This window comes from Biostraticola tofi, assembly GCF_004343195.1.
GTDB classification, from domain to species: domain Bacteria; phylum Pseudomonadota; class Gammaproteobacteria; order Enterobacterales; family Enterobacteriaceae; genus Biostraticola; species Biostraticola tofi.
Map to the genome: position 1 here is coordinate 54425 of NZ_SMCR01000001.1, position 20596 is coordinate 75020.

A 20596-nucleotide genomic window follows, 5' to 3' on the forward strand; every position below is an offset into this window, starting at 1 on the left:
TTAACAATGCGGAGTAGAGAAATAACTCATGCCAAAAATCAAGACAGTACGCGGTGCTGCAAAGCGCTTCAAAAAAACTGCCTCAGGTGGTTTTAAGCGCAAACATGCTAACCTGCGTCATATTCTGACCAAAAAATCCACTAAGCGTAAGCGTCATCTGCGTCCTAAATCCATGGTCTCCAAAGGCGATCTGGGTCTGGTCATTGCATGTCTGCCGTACGCATAAGCGTCATTTTAACTGGTTCGAATAAGACTTTAGGAGAGAGCATATGGCTCGCGTAAAACGTGGTGTGGTAGCTCGTGCACGTCACAAGAAAATTTTAAAACAAGCGAAAGGTTACTATGGTGCCCGTTCGCGCGTTTACCGTGTCGCCTTCCAGGCAGTCATCAAAGCAGGTCAGTACGCTTACCGTGACCGTCGTCAGAAGAAACGTCAGTTCCGTCAACTGTGGATCGCGCGTATCAACGCCGCGGCCCGTCAGAACGGTATATCTTACAGCCGCTTCATCAATGGCCTGAAAAAAGCCTCTATTGAAATCGACCGTAAGATCCTGGCAGACATCGCTGTATTCGACAAAGTGGCTTTCGCCGCTCTGGCCGACAAAGCGAAAGGTTCGCTGGCATAAGATGTGAGAAAGAGGGAGTCCGACTCCCTCTTTTTTTTGGCATCCCGCCGATATTGACAATTAAGGTAATGCAAGCATGAATGCTGCTATTTTCCGTTTCTTTTTTTATTTTAGCACCTGATATTAGGAGGCTTTTGCGTAAAAGAAGAAACGAAAAGTAGCGCTGAAGCCTCCCTGAGTGGAGGCTTTTTTATTGCTTATATTCAAGCGAAAACCGGGCTGTCTCTATTTCAGCCACGTTGACATTAATGATGAAGCCATTCAGGCAGGAAGAAGAGGATCGCAATGCCACATCTAAACGATTTGGTTGTGCAGGCCAAAACCGCTATTGAGCAGGCCGGTGATATTGGCGCATTAGAAACGGTGCGGGTGGAGTATCTGGGTAAAAAAGGGCACTTGACGCTGCAAATGGCCAGCCTGCGTGACGTGGCTCCCGAAGATCGTCCTGCTGCGGGGGCGGTTATCAACCAGGCTAAACAGGATGTACAGCAGGCGCTCGGCGAGAGGAAAGCGTTTCTGGAGTCCTTTGCGCTGAATGCCCGACTGGCAGAAGAGACCATTGATGTTTCTCTGCCTGGACGGCGTATGGAAAATGGCGGCCTGCATCCGGTTAGCCGTACTATTTCCCGTATTGAGACCTTCTTCGGTGAATTGGGATTCTCGGTCGCGACCGGCCCGGAGATCGAGGACGATTATCATAACTTCGATGCCCTGAATATTCCGGCTCATCACCCGGCTCGCGCCGATCATGATACTTTCTGGTTTGATGCAACCCGCCTGCTGCGCACCCAGACCTCTGGCGTGCAGATTCGTACCATGCAGGGACAGCAACCGCCTATCCGCATTATTGCCCCAGGCCGGGTCTACCGGAACGATTACGACCAGACCCATACCCCGATGTTTCACCAGATGGAAGGGCTGATAATCGACACCGATATCAGTTTCACCAACCTAAAGGGTACGCTGCACGATTTCCTGCGTAATTTCTTTGAAGAAGATCTGCAGATCCGTTTCCGTCCCTCTTATTTCCCGTTTACCGAGCCTTCAGCGGAAGTGGATGTGATGGGTAAAAACGGCAAATGGCTGGAAGTGCTGGGCTGCGGCATGGTGCATCCCAATGTGCTGCGCAATGTGGGCATCGATCCTGAAATCTATTCGGGTTTTGCCTTCGGCATGGGCATGGAGCGCTTGACCATGCTGCGTTACGGTGTCACAGATTTACGTGCATTCTTCGAAAACGATCTGCGTTTTCTTAAACAATTCAAATAAGGCGGGATTAACACATGAAATTCAGTGAACTTTGGCTGCGTGAATGGGTAAATCCTGCCATCAGCAGCGACGAACTCTCCGAACAGATTACCATGGCCGGCCTGGAAGTCGACGGCGTCAATGACGTCGCCGGCGCTTTCAGCGGCGTGGTGGTCGGCCGGGTAGTGGCCTGCAAACAGCATCCCAATGCGGATAAATTGCGAGTTACGCTTATCGATATCGGCGGTGATGCGCCGTTGAATATCGTCTGCGGGGCGCCAAACTGCCGTGAAGGCCTTACCGTCGCCGTCGCCACCATCGGCGCGGTGCTGCCGAATGATTTTAAAATCAAGGCGGCCAAACTGAGAGGCGAACCCTCTGAGGGAATGCTGTGCTCATTTTCAGAACTGGGTATTTCTGATGATCATAACGGCATCATCGAACTGCCGGCCGATGCGCCGCTGGGCACCGATATCCGTGCTTATCTCAAGCTCGACGATCGTATGATTGATATCAGCGTTACGCCAAACCGAGCGGATTGCCTGGGGCTTATCGGTATTGCCCGTGACGTGGCGGTAATCAATCGCCTGGCGCTGAACGAGCCGGCTATCGACGAGGTACCGGCCTCGTCAGCCGCAGCACTGCCGATCAAGGTCGCGGCGCCGGCAGCCTGTCCGCGTTATCTTGGCCGAGTGGTGCAGGGTATTGATGTTACCGCCGCGACACCTCTGTGGATGAAAGAGAAGCTGCGCCGCTGTGGCCTCCGTTCAGTTGATGCGGTGGTGGATATCACTAACTTTGTCCTGCTGGAACTGGGCCAGCCGATGCATGCCTTCAGTCTGGCACAGATTGACGGCGGCATTAACGTACGTATGGCGGATGAAGGCGAAACGCTGACGCTGCTAGACGGCAGCCAGGCTACGCTTAACGCCGACACGCTGGTCATCGCCGATGACAGCAAAGTCCTGGCGATGGCCGGGATTTTCGGCGGCGCGCTTTCCGGTATCAATCAGTCCACCCGAGATGTGGTGCTGGAGTGCGCCTACTTCGATCCGTTGGCCATTACCGGCCGAGCCCGTCGTCATGGCCTGCATACCGATGCGTCTCACCGCTATGAGCGTGGCGTGGACCCGGCGATTCAATACCGCGCCATGGCGCGTGCCACCCGACTGCTGCTGGATATCTGCGGCGGTCAGGCAGGGCCGGTTATCGATGCTAGCGCTGAGCAGCACCTGCCCCAGCGCGCTACCATCACCCTGCGCCGTGAAAAACTGAACCGCCTGATCGGGCACCACATCGCTGATGCTGATGTCACTGATATTCTTGCCCGGCTAGGCTGTCAAGTGACTGCTGCTGAAGGGTACTGGCAGGCGGTCGCGCCCAGTTGGCGTTTCGATATGGCGATAGAAGAGGATCTGGTAGAAGAAGTAGCCAGAGTCTACGGCTATAATAATATCCCCGACGTGGCGGTAAAGGCCAATCTGGAGATGACCCGCCATCAAGAGTCGGCTTTGCCGCTACAGCGGGTTAAAACCCTGTTGGTTGACCGCGGTTTCCAAGAGGCAATTACCTATAGCTTTGTTGATCCGCGTCTTCAGGCGCTGTTGCATCCTGGTCAGGAGGCCCTGGTGCTGCCAAGCCCGATATCGGCTGATATGTCGGTGATGCGGTTGTCATTACTGACCGGCTTACTGGCGGCGGTAGTCTATAATCAGAATCGTCAGCAAAGCCGGATCCGCCTGTTTGAAAGCGGCCTGCGCTTTGTGCCTGATAATAATGCCCCACTGGGTATCCGTCAGGATCTTATGCTGGCCGGCGCCATTGTCGGCAGCCGTTTTGACGAGCATTGGGACCTGGCCCGCCAGGCGGTCGACTTCTTTGATTTGAAAGGCGATCTGGAAGCATTACTTGAACTCACCGGCAAGCTCACAGATATAGAATTCCGTTCCAGTGATAATCCTGCTTTGCATCCCGGCCAGAATGCCGCTATCTATCTGTCTGGGGAACATATTGGATTTATTGGCGTTATCCACCCCGAGTTAGAACGTAAGCTTGATTTAAATGGCCGAACCGTGGTGTTTGAACTACTCTGGGATAAGGTAGCAAACCGCAAAGTGCCTGATGCCAGTGACATTTCACGTTATCCTTCCAATCGTCGCGACATCGCTGTGGTAGTGGCTGAAGATGTACCTTCAGCAGATATTATTGCGGAGTGCATGAAAGTTGGCGTAAATCAGGTAGTTGGCGTAAACTTATTTGACGTGTACCAGGGCAAGGGCGTAGCGGAAGGTTTCAAAAGCCTGGCTATCAGCCTGATTCTTCAGGATACCGCCCGTACACTGGAAGAAGAGGAGATTGCCGCCACCGTTGCAAAGTGCGTGGCGGCTCTAAAACAGCGATTCCAAGCATCCTTGAGGGATTGAACCTATGGCGCTTACTAAAGCTGAAATGTCAGAATACCTGTTTGAAAAACTCGGGTTGAGCAAACGGGATGCCAAAGAAATTGTGGAACTGTTTTTTGAGGAAGTCCGCCGGGCGCTGGAAAATGGCGAGCAGGTGAAATTATCCGGATTCGGTAATTTTGATTTGCGAGACAAAAATCAACGTCCCGGACGCAACCCGAAGACCGGCGAGGATATTCCGATTACCGCTCGCCGGGTAGTGACGTTCCGTCCAGGTCAGAAACTGAAAAGTCGTGTAGAGAATGCCTCACCTAAAGAGTGACGCATGATTCAATGAAGGCCGCGTTAAGCGGCCTTTTTTTTATCTGAGCTGTGCTGAGACCGCAAACCCCGCTGTTTATCCTGTCTGGCGCAACCGGGTAGCATTAGGATAGTCTGAGGGCTTAATGACCGTTGCCCGCTATGAATCGGATGCTGTTAACATGAGCGCACCACACCCTGCAAACTATCGCCTGCTTATCGAACGACAGGCTCGCCAGGACTTTCGCCGGCTGGGCTATCTGATGGCGCTGGCGCTCGGCGCTTTGTTGTTGAGTTTGTGCGCCGGCGAGCGTTGGATTTGGCCTTCAGCCTGGTTTGGCCAGAGCCTGGAGCAGGTTTTTGTCTGGCAACTGCGTTTACCGCGTGCGCTGGCGGTGATGACGGTAGGGGCCAGTCTGGCGATGGCCGGGGCGGTTATGCAGACGATTTTTGCCAATCCGCTGGCTGAACCCGGGCTGCTGGGGGTGTCCAGCGGCGCGGGGGTAGCGGTCACGCTGGCGGTGCTGGCAAGCCATGGCGTAATGCCATCCTGGGGACTGGGATTATGCGCGGTAGCGGGTTCAATGGCGATTACCGCGCTGCTGCTGGCCCTTAACCGCCGTCGTGCTTCCAATGCACGTCTGCTGCTGACCGGGGTCGCCTTGGGGATAGCCTGCAGCGCGGTCATGACTTGGGCTATCTATTACAGTTCCAGCCTGGATTTACGCCAGCTGATGTACTGGATGATGGGCGGATTCGGCGGTGTGGACTGGCGAGCCAAATGGCTGCTGCTGTCGCTGCTGCCGTTTATCCTCTGGCTGTGTTTGCAGGGGCGAGTGCTTAATTTACTGATCCTGGGTGAACTGCAGGCCAGACAACTGGGGTTATCGGTGCATATGTGGCGTAATCTGTTTGTGGTGGCGTTCGGCTGGATGGTCGGCATCAGCGTTGCGCTGGCCGGCGTGGTCAGCTTTATCGGACTGGTGGTGCCCCATTTGCTTAGTCTGTGGGGGCTGACCGATAAGCGGCGTTTATTGCCCGGCTGCGCCCTGGCCGGCGCCAGTCTGCTGCTGCTGGCCGATATACTGGCCAGAACAGCCCTGGATGCCGCCGAGTTGCCGGTCGGGGTGGTAACCGCCACCCTGGGATCCCCGGTTTTTATCTGGCTGCTGACCAAGGCGAAGGGCTATTCCTGAATGTGAAGGTCTTATGCCTCTGTCGCCGTCGACTGAAGGAGTTGAATGATGAGTGCAGAAATATTTACTCTGGCCCTGAGGACCATTACCGGTGAGACTCAAACGCTGGAGCACTATCGGGGGTCGGTGATGCTGGTGGTGAATGTGGCGTCCAACTGCGGCCTGACCGATCAATATGAAGCCCTGGAAAGCCTGTATAAAGCCTGGCATTCTCGCGGCTTTGAAGTGCTGGGTTTCCCGTCGAATGAGTTCGCCGGCCAGGAGCCCGGCGGGAATGACGACATCCTGGCGTTTTGCCAAGGTACCTTTGGCGTAGATTTTCCAATGTTCAGTAAAATCGAGGTTAACGGTCCTGGCCGCCATCCGCTGTACCGTCATCTGATTGCGGCATGCCCTCACGCGGTCAATCCGCAGCAGAGCGGGTTCAGGCAACTACTGGAAAGCAAGGGACTGGCCACCGGACAACCCGGGGACATTCTGTGGAACTTCGAAAAATTTCTCATTGGCCGCGATGGGGAAGTCGTGCAGCGTTTCTCACCTGATATGAAGCCACAGGATCCGCTCATTCTTGAAGCCATTAAACTGGCGTTGGAAAAATAGTGCCCATGGAGCCTGCGGACAGCAGCAACGCATGCTTCCCATTGCCAGCCGAGGGCCAGGCATGGCGGCTGGTGCTGTTCAAAGTGAATATTAGCCATCGCCTAAGCAATGTGACGCTGTCACACGAAGCTGGCGGCCTTATTCATCTGGTCGGCCCAAACGGCGCCGGTAAAAGCAGCCTGCTGGCCTGCATTGCCGGTCTGCTGCCCGCCCAGGGAAAACTGATCCTTTCAGGTAAGCCTATTCATCACTGGCACCCCAGGGCGTTGGGGGTCTATCGTGGCTACCTGGGCCAGCAGGCTTATCCGGGCGGTAATCTGGCGGTGTTTCAGTATCTGATGCTGCACCAGCCAGACCCAGCGGATAATAGCCAGGCCCTGGCGCAGACGGTAGCCTATCTTGCCCAGGCGCTGGCCCTGGATGATAAACTGCACAGAAGATTAGCTTCGCTGTCAGGCGGTGAATGGCAGCGGGTGAGACTGGCGGCAGTCATGCTGCAGGTCTGGCCGACGATCAATGGGCAGGCAGGCATGCTGCTGCTGGATGAGCCTGCCGCCAGTCTGGATATCGCTCAGCGGGTCGCCCTGGACAGACTGCTGGCCGAACTGACGGCGGCCGGGATGGCGGTATTGGTCAGTTCACACGACCTGAACCACAGCCTGCGCCATGCTGACACGGTCTGGCTGATGGACAGCGGTCAACTGGTCTGCGCCGGACCGGCGGCAGAGGTCATGACGCCAGAGCGGCTGGGGCCGGTATTCAAGGTCGCTTTCGAGCGATTGACCGCTGGCGAGCACAGTTGGCTGCACGCTTGCAGCCAAAATTTACCCATAATGACAGAGTGATGCTTGCCGTCAGGACGCCCTTGAGGCTAAATGACAGTCTCCAAAGGGTGGTAGTGGAACAGTGCGGCATGATCATGGTCTGCGGCAGCGTATTGATTTAAATAGTGAATAGAATATGAAACGGATATCAACAATGATACTGGCGCTGGCTGCGCTGTTGCTGACGGCATGCAGTCACCATGCGCCGCCGCAGGATCCCCGGCTGGGAGACTCCATCGTGGTGGTTGCCACGCTCAATGAACAATTACGTCAGTGGTCAGGCACCCCCTATCGTAACGGCGGCATGGATCGCCGGGGCATGGACTGCTCGGGATTTGTGAAGAGAACCTTCCAGGACCGGTTCAGTATCCGACTGCCGCGAACCACCAAGGCGCAAACGTCGGTCGGTACCCGGATCGACAGGGATGATCTGTTGCCCGGTGACCTGGTGTTCTTCAAAACCGGCAGCGGCCAGAATGGTCTGCATGTCGGCATCTATGACAAAAACGATATGTTTATCCACGCCTCTACCAGTCGCGGTGTGACGAGATCGTCACTGGATAATGTCTATTGGCGCAAAGCCTGGTGGCAGGCGCGTCGTATTTAGTCGGTCACTCGCCGCCGCCGGTAAGGCGGTTGATGCTCAGGAATATTCATGTCTTCATTACGTTTGCTGCTGTCCGACTCCCATGATCCCTGGTTCAACCTGGCGGTGGAAGAGTGCATATTTCGCCAGATGCCCACCACTCAGCGGGTGCTGTTTCTCTGGCGCAATGCCGAAACCGTGGTGATTGGCCGGGCGCAAAACCCCTGGAAAGAGTGCAATACCCGGCGCATGGCGCAGGATAATATCAAACTGGCGCGGCGGAGCAGCGGCGGCGGCGCGGTATTTCACGATTTGGGCAACAGCTGCTTTACTTTTATGGCCGGCAAGCCGGAATATGACAAAACCCTGTCGACCGCCATCATTGTCAGTGGGCTGAAGAGCATGGGGGTTGACGCCCGGGTTTCTGGCCGGAACGACTTGGTGATGACCACCGCCGACGGTGAGCGCAAAATTTCCGGCTCCGCCTATCGCGAAACCGCCGACCGGGGCTTTCATCACGGTACGGTGCTGCTTAATGCCGATCTCAGTCGCCTGGCGTTCTACCTGAATCCAGACCCGAAAAAACTGCAGGCCAAAGGGATCACCTCGGTCAGATCGCGAGTGGCTAATCTGCAGGAAGTCATGCCGGCGGTCAGTCACGACCTGCTGTGCCAGCATATCCGCCAGGCATTTTGCCAGGCCTATGGCGAGTCGGTGGAGCCAGAAATTATTTCACCTGAAAAAACGCCCGACTTGCCGGGCTTTGCCGAGCAGTTCGCGAGGCAAAGCAGCTGGGACTGGAATTTCGGCCGGGCGCCGGCCTTTAGCCACGTGCTGGACACGCGTTTTCTGTGGGGGGGCGTTGAGCTGCACTTTGACGTGGAACACGGCCGTATCAGCCGCAGCAGGATCTTTACCGACAGTCTTAATCCGACCCCGCTTGAGGCGCTGGCCGACAAGCTGCAGGGCACGTCATACCGCGCCGACGCCGTGGCTGCGGTATGTGCCGCATTGATCCGCGCTTACCCTGATGAAGCTGCCGGGCTTGATGAGCTGGCCCGCTGGCTGACGGACAGTCTGCGATAACGTGCCCTGATGTCCTACACTGTGTTTAAGGAGGGCCTTACCGATGGCACCTGAACCCCTATTTGACAACACCTGGTTTAACCAACTGGCCGGATTTTACACGCCACTGCAGCCGACGCCGCTGCACCAAGCCCGCCTGTTGTACCATAACCGGCCCCTGGCTGATGAATATCAGCTTGAAGACATTCTTTTCCAGGGCGATAACGCAGCCATCTGGGGTGGTGAACGCCTGCTGCCCGGTATGCAGCCGCTGGCGCAGGTATACAGCGGCCATCAGTTCGGCGTCTGGGCGGGTCAACTGGGGGATGGTCGCGGTTTGCTGATGGGCGAACAGCGGCTGGCTGATGGCCGGCTTATCGATTGGCACCTTAAGGGTGCCGGACTGACGCCCTATTCGCGTATGGGCGATGGCCGGGCAGTGCTGCGTTCAGTGGTGCGTGAGTTTCTGGCATCGGAGGCGATGCATCATCTTGGGATCCCTACCACCCGGGCGCTGACTATCGTTACCAGCAGTCATCCGGTGCGCCGGGAAGAGGCCGAACCCGGCGCCATGCTGATGCGAACCGCGGAAAGCCATGTGCGCTTCGGTCATTTTGAGCATTTTTATTATCGGCGCCAGCCCGAGAGGGTACGCCAACTGGCCGATTATGTTATTGCTCGCCATTGGCCTGAGCTGGTGGGTGCAGATGGCCGCTACCGCCTCTGGCTGACCGACGTGGTCAAGCGCACTGCTGGTATGATTGCCCACTGGCAGGCGGTCGGCTTTGCTCACGGCGTGATGAATACTGACAATATGTCGATTCTTGGCCTGACGATGGATTATGGCCCATTTGGCTTTCTCGATGCCTACCAACCGGGCTTTATCTGTAACCATACAGATCATCAGGGACGCTATGCCTTCGACAATCAGCCTGCGGTCGGGCTGTGGAACCTGCATCGGCTGGCCCAGTCGCTTTCAGGGCTGATGCCGGTAGCGGATCTGGAACTGGCATTGGGTCACTATGAGCCGGCGCTGATGGCGGCTTATGGCGAACTGATGCGGCGTAAGCTGGGATTTTATCAAACAGATCCGCGGGACAATGACCTGCTTACCGGTCTGCTGGCGCTGATGGCCCGCGAAGGCAGCGATTATACCCGGGTATTCCGTATGCTTTGCGACACAGATAACAGCGACAGCCGATCTCCGTTACGGGATGATTTCATCGATTTACCGGCATTTGACCGTTGGTTTGCCGCTTATCGGCAACGGCGGCAGGACGAAGGCGGGGACGAAGCGATACGCCGTCAGCAGATGAAAGCCAGCAACCCGCGGATCATTCTGCGTAACTACCTGGCCCAGCAGGCGATTGAAGGGGCGGAGCAGGATGACACCAGCTTGCTGGCGCGATTGCATCAGGCACTGCAAACCCCCTACAGCGATGCTGCCGAATGGCAGGATTTGGCTGCGATGCCGCCCGAGTGGGGCCGGCACCTGGACATTTCCTGCTCAAGCTGACCGGTCGCCGGTGGCCGCCGCATGGAGCTGCTGGGTTGCGGCGACCACCAGAGCGATCTTTGGCTCAGATGGCTGCCTGAGCGGCTGCGCCTCTTTCACTGGCCTCGGCGAGTCGGGACAGTACGGTAATGCTGTCGGCCATGCCCAGGCAGCCATCGGTTATCGACTGACCATAGGTAAGATCTTTACCGTGCAGCAGCGGCTGGCTGCCTTCTTGAAGGTTACTCTCAATCATCACCCCGGCCACGTGACGCGATCCGCCGGCCAACTGCTGGCAAACTGAATCGGCCACCGTCAGCTGGCGCTTGAACTGTTTCTGGCTGTTGCCATGGCTGAAATCGATAATCAGGCGTGCGGTCAGCCCTGACTGATGCAAATGTTCACAGGCGCGAGCCACATCCTCGGCATGATAGTTAGGCACTTTGCCGCCGCGCATGATGATATGGCCATAAGGATTGCCGCTGGTTTGATAAATGGTCATCTGCCCTTGTTTGTCAGGTGATAAAAACAGATGGCTTGCCCTGGCGGCCCGAATGGCATCTATGGCGATTTGGGTATTGCCGTCGGTGCCGTTCTTGAAACCGACCGGACAGGATAGCGCCGAGGCCATTTCACGGTGGATCTGGCTTTCAGTGGTACGGGCACCAATGGCCCCCCAACTGATCAAATCAGCAATATACTGACCGGTCACCATATCCAGGAACTCAGTGGCGGCCGGTAGGCCCAGCTCATTGACCGACAATAACAGCCGTCTGGCCTGCTCAAGACCTTCATTGACCCTAAAACTGCCGTCCAGGCCCGGATCGGCGATCAGTCCTTTCCAGCCCACCACGGTGCGCGGTTTTTCGAAATAGGTGCGCATTACGATTTCCAGACGGTCCTGGTAAGTAATCCGCAGCGCATTCAGGCGTCTGGCATAATCAATAGCCGAATCCACATCGTGAATGGAGCAGGGGCCGATAATCACCAGCAGGCGCTGATCCTGGCCAGACAAAATGTTCTCTATACGCCGACGGGCATGGAGGACATGCTCGGCGATCGATTCACTTATGGGTAATTTACCGGCAAGAACCGCCGGCTCGATAAGGCGATCAATGCGCTGGGTGCGCAATTCATCCGTTTTTGACATGGGAAATCTCTAAGCTTGGAAAAGGTGCTTCCCTATGGCGTGCATAGCGGGAAGTAATGGCTGTCACAATAAACCAAACTCAGATGATTTCAACCCTCAGATTTTGCCGGTGATTAATACATGCGCCGGCTCACCCCCAGGACATCCATTATTTTGGCGGCAATTTCCTCGACAGAATGATTGGTGGAGTTCAAAAAATTGATTTTATTTTTCCGAAACAAAGTTTCAACTTCATTAATTTCCAGACGACACTGTCTCAATGATGCATAGCGGCTGTCGTTTAATCTTTCATCACGGATCGCTGCCAGGCGCTCAGGGGAAATAGTCAGGCCGAACAATTTATCATGATAGGGTTTCAGCGCGGCAGGTAATCTCAAATCATCCATATCGTCGGCAATAAACGGGTAATTGGCCGCACGGATACCATATTGCATCGCCAGGTAAAGGCTGGTGGGGGTTTTACCGCAGCGTGACACGCCCAGAAGAATAATTTGGGCCTGATCCAGGTTACGCAATGATATACCATCGTCATGGGCCAGGGTGTAATCGATCGCCGCAATGCGCGCATCATAGCGATTGAGGTTGGTGGCCGTCAGGCCATGAGTGCGATGGGCCACCGGGTCCGGCGCCATGCCCAGTTCCTGTTCAAGCGGGGCGACCAGCGCCTGCACCACGTCCTGGCAGAAGCCTTCACTCTGCTCGATGATCTGCCGTACCGCCGGCGACACGATAGAATAAAATACCACCGGGCGAACGCCTGTCTGCTTAGCCAGCGCATTGATTTGTTCCCTCACTGCCCGGGCGCGAGCTTCGCTTTCGACAAATGGCAAGGTATGGGTTACGGTCGCCACCGGAAATTGCGACATTACCGAATGACCCACAACTTCTGCCGTAATAGCGGTGCCATCGGAAATAAAAAACACGCTTCTTTCCATTAGAACTTCCTCTGCTCATTAAGGGTTAATCTTATTTTGCTGGCTGGCTCGATTCATTCGGGACCGGAATGAAATGGTTATGTTAGGCTCATACCGTAAACAGTGCTCTGTTTAACCTACAGTATATTTACCAATGCCAATATTAGAAAGGATGACTCAAATGTCTCATAATGACAGTGATTCTGATAACGTGCTGTGGTACAACCAGTTGGGGATGAATGACGTAGATCGCGTCGGCGGTAAAAATGCCTCGCTGGGTGAAATGATTACCCATCTCTCATCGGTCGGTGTCAGCGTGCCGAATGGCTTTGCCACCACGGCCAGCGCCTTCAACAATTTCCTCAACCAGAGCGGTATTAACCAGCGCATTTACCAATTACTGGATAAAACCGATATTGATGATGTCAGCCAACTGGCCAAAGCCGGGAAACAAATCCGCCAGTGGATTATCGACACCCCATTTCAGCCTGGTCTCGAAGAGGCTATCAATGACGCTTATCAGCAATTGTCGGCCGATGATGCCCAGGCTTCTTTTGCCGTGCGTTCATCGGCTACCGCTGAAGATATGCCCGATGCCTCCTTTGCCGGCCAGCAGGAAACCTTTCTGAATGTGCAGGGCATTGATGCGGTCATGATTGCCATCAAGCACGTCTATGCATCGCTGTTTAACGATCGGGCGATTTCCTACCGCGTCCATCAGGGCTACGACCATCGCGGCGTCGCATTATCCGCTGGCGTACAGCGTATGGTCCGCTCCGATGAAGCCGCGTCGGGCGTCATGTTTTCCATTGATACCGAGTCCGGTTTTGATCAAGTGGTATTCATTACTGCCGCCTACGGGCTGGGCGAAATGGTGGTGCAGGGCGCGGTCAACCCTGACGAATTCTATGTTCACAAACCGACCCTGGCCGCCGGGCGTCCATCGATAGTACGCCGCAATATCGGTTCCAAGAAAATCCGCATGGTGTATGCCGGCAGCCAGGAGCACGGCAAGCAGGTGCGTATCGAAGACGTGCCGGAAGACTTACGTCAACGCTTCTCGCTGACCGACCAGGAAGTGCAGGATCTGGCGCGTCAGGCGGTGCTTATTGAGCAGCATTATCAGCGGCCGATGGACATCGAATGGGCCAAGGACGGTCATACCGGCAAACTGTTTATTGTCCAGGCTCGGCCGGAAACGGTACGCTCTCGCGGCCAGGTCATGGAGCGTTACCAACTGACTGCCAGGGGTGACGTGATCATTGAAGGTCGCGCCATTGGCCATCGCATTGGCGCCGGTCCGGTCAAGGTCATTCAGGACATCAGCGAAATGCACCGGGTAATGGCCGGCGATGTGCTGGTGACCGACATGACCGACCCTGACTGGGAACCGATCATGAAAAAAGCCTCGGCGATTGTCACCAATCGCGGCGGCCGGACCTGTCATGCGGCAATCATCGCCCGCGAGTTGGGTATCCCGGCGGTGGTCGGCTGCGGCGACGCCACTGAGCGCCTGAGCGAGGGACAGAACGTCACCGTCTCCTGTGCTGAAGGCGATACCGGTTACGTCTATCTGGATGTGCTCGATTTCAACATCGATAGCGCTGAGATCGCCACCATGCCGGATTTGCCGCTGAAAATCATGATGAACGTCGGCAATCCGGACCGGGCGTTCGATTTTGCCTGCCTGCCTAACGACGGGGTCGGCCTGGCCCGGCTTGAATTTATCATCAATCGCATGATTGGCGTCCATCCCCGGGCGCTGTTGGAGTTCGACGACCAGCCGGAAGCAGTACGGCAAGAAATCACCAGCCTTATCCAGGGTTATGACAGCCCGGTCGAATACTATATCGCCAGACTGACCGAAGGCATCTCCACCCTGGCGGCCGCATTCTGGCCGAAGCGGGTCATCGTGCGGCTCTCGGATTTCAAGTCGAATGAATATGCCAACCTGGTCGGCGGTGAACGCTATGAACCGGATGAGGAAAACCCGATGCTGGGGTTCCGTGGTGCCGGTCGCTATGTGTCCGACAGCTTCCGAGAGTGCTTTGCCCTTGAATGCGCTGCCGTCAAGCGGGTGCGCAACGATATGGGACTGAAGAATGTCGAAATCATGATCCCGTTTGTCCGCACCGTGACGCAGGCCAAGGCGGTGATTGACGAGCTTGCCCGTCAGGGGCTTAAGCGCGGTGAGGATGGGCTTAAGGTGATTATGATGTGCGAGATCCCGTCAAATGCGCTGCTGGCTGACCAGTTCCTGGAACACTTTGATGGCTTTTCGATCGGCTCCAACGATATGACTCAACTGGCGCTGGGACTGGATCGGGATTCCGGGCTGGTATCGGCACTGTTCGACGAACGGGATGAATCGGTGAAAGCGCTGCTGTCGATGGCCATCAAAGCCGCCAAGGCGCAGGGCAAATACGTCGGTATCTGCGGTCAGGGACCCTCGGATCACGAGGATTTTGCCGCATGGCTGATGGATCAGGGTATTGACAGCCTGTCGCTTAATCCGGATACGGTGGTCAAAACCTGGTTGAACCTGTCGGAGTTGGTAGAGAAATAATAATCACTCATTAATTATTCTGTTATTTAAAGCGTCGGCGTTATCGTTCGGCGCTTTTTTTTGAGTAAAAAAAACAAAAAAAAGCCCATCCAATAAGGTGGGCAAAGACTACACACAGCAATTTGAGAAATTCGGAGAAACCTTGATTGAAAATCAATACCTTGTTAAAACCGATATGTTCATACTATGAATTCATGCACACAGAGTCATTAAGAATCATCCTAATGAGCCGTTATATTGCAGTTGAGTTATCAGCGGCAGGAATATTATTTTTTTATTATTGAGCGTTATAAATTTGGGCTGAAAAGGGCGATGTAATTAATGAAAAGGGTGACGGAATAACCATTGGCGGCACAACAATTAATAGTGCTAGCCCCGGACGATGCCGGGGCAATTGGTGCACCATTACTCGCCCAGGTGTTTTTCCGGGTCGTGCATTTTACCGGGCGATGGGGCTTCATTAACCCAGGCCCATACCAGCCGAAACGATACCGCCAGCACCACCGGCCCGATAAACAGGCCAATCATGCCGAAGGCCAGTAACCCGCCGATAACGCCGCAGAGGATAAGCAATACCGGCAAGTCAGCGCCCATATGGATGAAAATAGGGCGTAAAACGTTATCAATGGTACCGACCACGCAGCTCCAGACCAGCAGAATGGTGCCCCAGGTCGTATCGCCGCTCCAATAAAGCCAGATCATCGCCGGTATCAGTACCGGCAATGGACCCAGTTGGGCAATGCACATGACGAACATCAGCACCGTCAGTACGATGGCCACCGGTATGCCCGCCACCGCCAGGCCAATGCCGCCTAGCACTGATTGAACGATCGCAGTCAGCACCACGCCCAGCGCCACCGCGCGAATAGCCTGAGCGGCCAGCAGCACCGAGGCGTCACCCCGTTCCGCTCCCAGTCGTATGGCGAAATGACGGATAGCCAGCGCCACCCGCTCGCCGCGGATATACAGCAGTACGCTGAACAGGATCATCAGGGCGCAATGAAACAGAAAACTGCCCAGGCTGAAAGCCTGGGATAGCAGCCAGGTGACCGAGCGACCTATATAGGGCTGTACTTTGGTCATCAGCGGCGCGCCGCCACCGGCAATCAGCGTCTGCCAGCCAGTGTAAAGCTTGTTGCCGACCATCGGCACATCCTGCAGCCAGAGCATGGTAGGCAAGGAGATGCGGTTGGGGTCGCGTGCCCAGTCCAGGAGCGGTGTACTGTTCTCGACAATGCTGCTGACCAGGATTGACACCGGCAGAACAAACAGCAGCAGCAGCAGCAACGTCATGACCAACACGGCCAGCGAGCGTCTGCCCCACAGTATGGCCTGTATTTTTATCAATAAAGGCCAGGTGGCGATAACCACCATGCTCGCCCAGGCGAAACCGAGAATAAAGGGCTGTACCACCCAGAAACAGGCGATCGCCATCAGGGCAATAAAAGTGACGCTGAACAGCATGCGGGGCAGGTCAAGCAACTGACGCGGGTAATCCATGAAAACGTGTACTCCTCAAAAAACAGATTGCTTAGCGCAGTATGACGCAGAGCCATTGTGTAATCTGTTCGCCAATGGCTAATGATGGGGTATTTCACGCTGTTTTGAAAGCAAGCAGGAAAACTTTAATCTGCCTTTGCGCCAGGCTGTGTCTTCTTCGTGGGTTTATCGGTGTTTTTTATTTGCCTTAAGGACAGGGCGGCCGGAAATATGTTAAAACAACCCAAAATAACCTGATATTGCTCATACTTGAAAAGTAGGCTCATCGTTAATGATCCCATTGATCTCGCAACCACCGGGACTCACTCAACCGGTCATCGATTTTCTTCATGCGCTCAAGCGTGACGGCTTTACCGGCGACGCTACCGCATCCTATGCCGACCGCCTGACGATGGCCACCGATAACAGCATTTATCAGCTGATGCCCGATGCGGTGGTGTTTCCCCGCTCGACCGCAGATGTGGTGCTGATTGGCCGCCTGGCCGACCAGCCGGGTTTTAAAACGCTGACATTTACCCCGCGCGGCGGAGGCACCGGCACCAATGGACAGGCTCTGAACCGCGGGATTGTGGTGGATATGTCGCGATATATGAACCGGATTCTGGAGGTCAATCCGCAGCAGGGCTGGGTCAGGGTTGAAGCCGGTGTGATTAAAGACCAGCTTAACCAGTTTCTCAAACCGCTGGGCTATTTCTTTGCCCCTGAGCTGTCCACCAGTAACCGCGCCACGCTTGGCGGAATGATCAATACCGATGCTTCGGGCCAGGGATCGCTGGTATATGGCAAAACCTCTGATCACGTGCTCGGTCTGCGCGCAGTGCTATTGGGGGGCGAAATTCTCGATACCCGCGCTTTGCCGGTTGCCGAAGCTGAACGTCTGGCCGCCGAAGAAGGTCGAATCGCGGCAATCTATCGCCAGGTGCTCGAGCGATGCCGCCGGCAGCGCCGGTTGATCTTGGAGAAATTCCCCCCGCTGAACCGTTTTCTTACCGGCTATGATTTACGCCATGTGTTCAGCGATGATCTCGAGACCTTTGACCTGACGCGTATTCTGACCGGCTCAGAAGGCACGCTGGCCTTTATTACCGAAGCCAGGCTGGATATTACCCCGCTGCCTAAAGTCCGGCGGCTGGTCAACGTCAAGTACGACTCTTTCAACTCGGCATTACGCAATGCGCCTTTTATGCTCAAAGCGCATGCACTGTCTGTCGAGACCGTTGACTCCACGGTGCTCAATCTCGCTCGCGAGGATATTGTCTGGCATTCCGTGCGTGAACTGATTGAGGACGTACCGGATCGCGACATGCTGGGGCTGAATATTGTCGAGTTCGCCGGCGATGACCAGGCACTGATACAGCATCAACTCGACGACCTGTGCCAGGGCCTAGACTCGCTGATATCCATGGGGCAGGACGGGGTGATTGGCTATCAGTTATGTGACAGTCTGGCCGGTATCGAACGAATCTATGCCATGCGCAAGAAAGCCGTTGGCCTGCTGGGCAACGCCAAAGGCCCGGCCAAGCCGCTGCCGTTTGCCGAGGACACTTGCGTGCCGCCGGAACATCTGGCTGACTATATTGCTGAATTTCGTCAACTGTTGGACAGCCACAGGCTGAATTACGGCATGTTTGGCCATGTGGATGCCGGAGTGTTGCACGTCCGTCCGGCGCTGGACATGTGTTCCCCGGAACAAGAAGCGCTGCTGCACCAAATTTCGGATCAAATTGTCGCATTGACCGCCCGTTATGGCGGCCTGTTGTGGGGAGAGCACGGTAAGGGGTTTCGCGCCGAGTACAGTCCGGCATTTTTTGGCGAACGGCTATTCAATGAATTGCGCCTGATTAAACGGGCTTTCGACCCCGAGAATCGACTCAACCCGGGCAAAATTTGTACCCCGGCGGACAGCGACGCGCCAATGATGTCGATCAAGGCGGCCAAGCGCGGTACCTATGATCGGCAGATTCCAGTCCATATCCGCACTGAGTTTCGCGGGGCCATGGAATGCAATGGCAATGGGCTGTGCTTTAACTTCGATGCCAAGAGCCCGATGTGTCCTTCAATGAAAATCACCGGCAATCGCATCCATTCGCCCAAAGGCCGGGCGGCGCTGGTGCGGGAATGGCTGCGGCTGCTGGCGGAGCAGGGAGTGGACCCGGTCGCGCTTGAGCGCCAGTTGCCGACCGGTATGGCCTCGCTGCGCGACCTGGCCGGCAAAGTGCGCAACAGCTGGCGCGCCAGGCAGGGCGAGTATGACTTTTCTCATGAAGTCAAACTCGCCATGTCCGGTTGCCTGGCCTGCAAGGCGTGCTCGACCCAGTGTCCGATAAAAATAGATGTGCCCGGCTTTCGCGCGCGTTTCCTTACGCTTTACCACAGCCGTTATCTACGTCCCGTGCGTGATCATCTGGTGGCGAGTGTTGAAGCCTATGCTCCGTTAATGGCCCGCGCTCCGGCAACGTTTAATTTTTTGCTTAAACAACCGCTGCTGCAACACTTCAGCCGGCGGCACATTGGCATGGTTGATCTGCCGCTGCTGTCAGCGCCTTCTCTAACGCGTCGGTTAGCGGGACACCGCGCGCTGGGCACCACGCTCGAACAGCTGGAGCTGATGAGCGCCGACCAGCGTCAGGACTATGTGCTCATCGTACAGGATCCGTTCACCAGTTATTACGATGCTTCCGTGGTGAGTGATTTTGTCTTGCTGGTCGAAAAACTCAATTACAAGCCGGTGCTGCTGCCGTTCAGGCCCAACGGCAAGCCCCAGCATATCAAGGGCTTTATGCAGCGCTTTGCCGCCACTGCCGGCAAGACCGCTGAATTTCTTAATCGCACAGCCCGCCTCGGGCTGCCGATGGTGGGGGTGGATCCGGCGCTGGTGCTGTGCTATCGGGATGAATATCGTGAGGTGCTGGGCGATTCCCGTGGGGCTTTTCGCGTGATGCTGGTGCATGAATGGCTGGCCGGCTTGCCGACGATGCCTGGTCAGGCGCCGACGGCAGAGAACACATTACAACCGGCTGTTGCCGAGGCTGAAGTGGCACAGCGGGCCAGGCAAGTGGATCCCAGAGAAGAACAGCCGGTATGGTATCTGTTTGGACATTGTACCGAGGCCACCGAACTGCCCGCCAGCGGCCAGCAGTGGTCGGCAGTCTTCGCCCGCTTCGGCGCCAAGCTTGAAAGCGTCGGCGTCGGCTGCTGTGGCATGGCCGGCACCTATGGCCACGAAACAGCCCATCTGGATAACTCGCTGGGCATTTATGGCTTATCATGGCGTCAGGCACTGGACCGGCTGCCCCATGATCGCTGCCTTACCACCGGCTATTCATGCCGCAGTCAGGTTAAACGCATCGAAGGCGAAAAAATTCGTCATCCTCTACAGGCTTTACTGGAGATTATCTGATGTTATGGAAACGCACCACCACCCTGGAGGAATTGAATCAGAAAGGGCAGGGTTGCATGATAGAACATCTGGCTATCCGCTTTACCCGGCTGGGCGAAGATGAAATCGAAGCCACCATGCCGGTGGACCAGCGCACCCGGCAGCCGTTCGGCCTACTGCATGGCGGCGCTTCCGTGGTGCTGGCGGAGACACTCGGCTCAGCGGCGGGTTATCTTTGTACCGAGGGCGACGTCAGGGTCGTCGGGCTGGACATCAATGCCAACCATACCCGGGCCGTGTTGACGGGTGAGGTACGCGGCATCTGCCGGTCGCTGCATTGCGGACGTACTCATCAGGTCTGGGATATCCGCATCTATGATGACAAGCAACGCCTGAGCTGTATCTCCCGACTCACCACCGCCATCCTCGTCAACCTGCCTGATTAAGCCCGCTGCGCTGCCCGGCAAACGCTGCGGGCTTGCCGGAATCGGACTTCCCGGCGTACATCGCGCCTGATGGGCTGCTAAAGCCTGAAATCCGCTGACAATGCGGCTCCCTGCTTGAAGGACACAATTTGACCCTGCAGGGGCCATCAAATTTGTGATATAATTGTTATCAAAGTAGACTTTTGGCCTTAGAGATAATCATGGGTCTATCAGTTCAACATTTAAAAGAATAATCCTGTTATAAAAGAATGTTTAGCCGCCAATAGGTAAATGATAACCATTATCATATTTATTTCGCG

At 55.6% G+C, this 20596-nt stretch carries 18 protein-coding genes and 1 other annotated feature; of the genes, 15 read left to right on the forward strand and 3 right to left on the reverse strand.

Going from position 1 to position 20596, the window contains the following annotated elements; all coding sequences use genetic code 11:
- Nucleotides 1-28: 28 nt before the first annotated feature.
- From rpmI to EDC52_RS00300, 12 genes are all read left to right on the forward strand, one after another.
- The gene (rpmI, locus tag EDC52_RS00245) at nucleotides 29-226 is read left to right on the forward strand and encodes a 50S ribosomal protein L35 (protein WP_010847343.1); all 198 of its coding nucleotides are present in this window, start codon (nucleotides 29-31) and stop codon (nucleotides 224-226) included.
- A 43-nt stretch (nucleotides 227-269) separates the two neighbouring features.
- Entirely contained in the window at nucleotides 270-626 is a 357-nt protein-coding gene (rplT, locus tag EDC52_RS00250; RefSeq protein ID WP_131863268.1) for a 50S ribosomal protein L20, read from the forward strand.
- A 71-nt stretch (nucleotides 627-697) separates the two neighbouring features.
- Nucleotides 698-821 (forward strand) — a sequence feature (Phe leader region).
- Nucleotides 703-747 (forward strand): pheST operon leader peptide PheM, encoded by a 45-nt coding sequence (pheM, locus tag EDC52_RS00255; RefSeq protein ID WP_001386830.1) that lies wholly within the window; start codon nucleotides 703-705, stop codon nucleotides 745-747. It overlaps the preceding feature by 45 nt.
- A 90-nt stretch (nucleotides 822-911) precedes the next feature.
- Entirely contained in the window at nucleotides 912-1895 is a 984-nt protein-coding gene (gene pheS, locus EDC52_RS00260; protein ID WP_131863269.1) for a phenylalanine--tRNA ligase subunit alpha, read from the forward strand.
- Nucleotides 1896-1909: 14 nt separating this feature from the next.
- The gene (gene pheT / locus EDC52_RS00265) at nucleotides 1910-4297 is read left to right on the forward strand and encodes a phenylalanine--tRNA ligase subunit beta (RefSeq protein ID WP_131863270.1); all 2388 of its coding nucleotides are present in this window, start codon (nucleotides 1910-1912) and stop codon (nucleotides 4295-4297) included.
- 4 nt (nucleotides 4298-4301) lie between these two features.
- Nucleotides 4302-4598 (forward strand): integration host factor subunit alpha, encoded by a 297-nt coding sequence (ihfA, locus tag EDC52_RS00270; protein ID WP_011411244.1) that lies wholly within the window; start codon nucleotides 4302-4304, stop codon nucleotides 4596-4598.
- 160 nt (nucleotides 4599-4758) lie between these two features.
- Entirely contained in the window at nucleotides 4759-5772 is a 1014-nt protein-coding gene (gene btuC / locus EDC52_RS00275; RefSeq protein ID WP_131863271.1) for a vitamin B12 ABC transporter permease BtuC, read from the forward strand.
- A gap of 48 nt (nucleotides 5773-5820) precedes the next feature.
- Nucleotides 5821-6372 carry a glutathione peroxidase gene (locus EDC52_RS00280; RefSeq protein WP_131864055.1) on the forward strand — a complete coding sequence of 184 codons (552 nt, stop codon included), beginning with the start codon at nucleotides 5821-5823 and terminating at the stop codon, nucleotides 6370-6372.
- Complete coding sequence (gene btuD, locus EDC52_RS00285; RefSeq protein ID WP_230467920.1) at nucleotides 6372-7217, forward strand: vitamin B12 ABC transporter ATP-binding protein BtuD; 846 nt, start codon at nucleotides 6372-6374, stop codon at nucleotides 7215-7217. The genes EDC52_RS00280 and btuD overlap by 1 nt, the downstream gene beginning before the upstream one ends.
- A 115-nt stretch (nucleotides 7218-7332) precedes the next feature.
- On the forward strand, nucleotides 7333-7803 hold the full coding sequence (locus EDC52_RS00290; RefSeq protein WP_131863272.1) for a C40 family peptidase: 471 nt from the start codon (nucleotides 7333-7335) through the stop codon (nucleotides 7801-7803).
- A gap of 48 nt (nucleotides 7804-7851) precedes the next feature.
- Nucleotides 7852-8868, forward strand: coding sequence for a lipoate--protein ligase (locus EDC52_RS00295; RefSeq protein WP_131863273.1), 1017 nt, complete (start codon nucleotides 7852-7854; stop codon nucleotides 8866-8868).
- A gap of 43 nt (nucleotides 8869-8911) precedes the next feature.
- On the forward strand, nucleotides 8912-10363 hold the full coding sequence (locus EDC52_RS00300) for a protein adenylyltransferase SelO (RefSeq protein ID WP_131863274.1): 1452 nt from the start codon (nucleotides 8912-8914) through the stop codon (nucleotides 10361-10363).
- A gap of 64 nt (nucleotides 10364-10427) precedes the next feature.
- On the opposite strand, the gene EDC52_RS00305 is transcribed toward EDC52_RS00300, so the two are convergent.
- Both EDC52_RS00305 and ppsR read right to left on the reverse strand, forming a co-directional pair.
- Nucleotides 10428-11492: a 3-deoxy-7-phosphoheptulonate synthase gene (locus EDC52_RS00305; protein ID WP_131863275.1), complete on the reverse strand. Its 1065-nt coding sequence runs from the start codon at nucleotides 11490-11492 to the stop codon at nucleotides 10428-10430.
- A gap of 113 nt (nucleotides 11493-11605) precedes the next feature.
- A complete protein-coding gene (gene ppsR / locus EDC52_RS00310; protein ID WP_131863276.1) occupies nucleotides 11606-12427 on the reverse strand; it encodes a posphoenolpyruvate synthetase regulatory kinase/phosphorylase PpsR in 822 nt (273 codons plus the stop codon).
- Nucleotides 12428-12587: 160 nt separating this feature from the next.
- Here ppsR and ppsA point away from each other — a divergent pair, with 160 nt between their 5' ends.
- Entirely contained in the window at nucleotides 12588-14972 is a 2385-nt protein-coding gene (ppsA, locus tag EDC52_RS00315; protein WP_131863277.1) for a phosphoenolpyruvate synthase, read from the forward strand.
- Nucleotides 14973-15377: 405 nt separating this feature from the next.
- Here ppsA and ydiK read toward each other — a convergent pair whose 3' ends face one another.
- Complete coding sequence (ydiK, locus tag EDC52_RS00320; protein ID WP_131863278.1) at nucleotides 15378-16472, reverse strand: AI-2E family transporter YdiK; 1095 nt, start codon at nucleotides 16470-16472, stop codon at nucleotides 15378-15380.
- 271 nt (nucleotides 16473-16743) lie between these two features.
- On the opposite strand from ydiK, the gene ydiJ reads away from it, so the two are divergent.
- Both ydiJ and EDC52_RS00330 read left to right on the forward strand, forming a co-directional pair.
- The gene (ydiJ, locus tag EDC52_RS00325) at nucleotides 16744-19872 is read left to right on the forward strand and encodes a D-2-hydroxyglutarate dehydrogenase YdiJ (protein WP_131863279.1); all 3129 of its coding nucleotides are present in this window, start codon (nucleotides 16744-16746) and stop codon (nucleotides 19870-19872) included.
- Nucleotides 19872-20297: a hotdog fold thioesterase gene (locus tag EDC52_RS00330; RefSeq protein WP_131863280.1), complete on the forward strand. Its 426-nt coding sequence runs from the start codon at nucleotides 19872-19874 to the stop codon at nucleotides 20295-20297. The genes ydiJ and EDC52_RS00330 overlap by 1 nt, the downstream gene beginning before the upstream one ends.
- The last annotated feature ends 299 nt before the right edge of the window (nucleotides 20298-20596 follow it).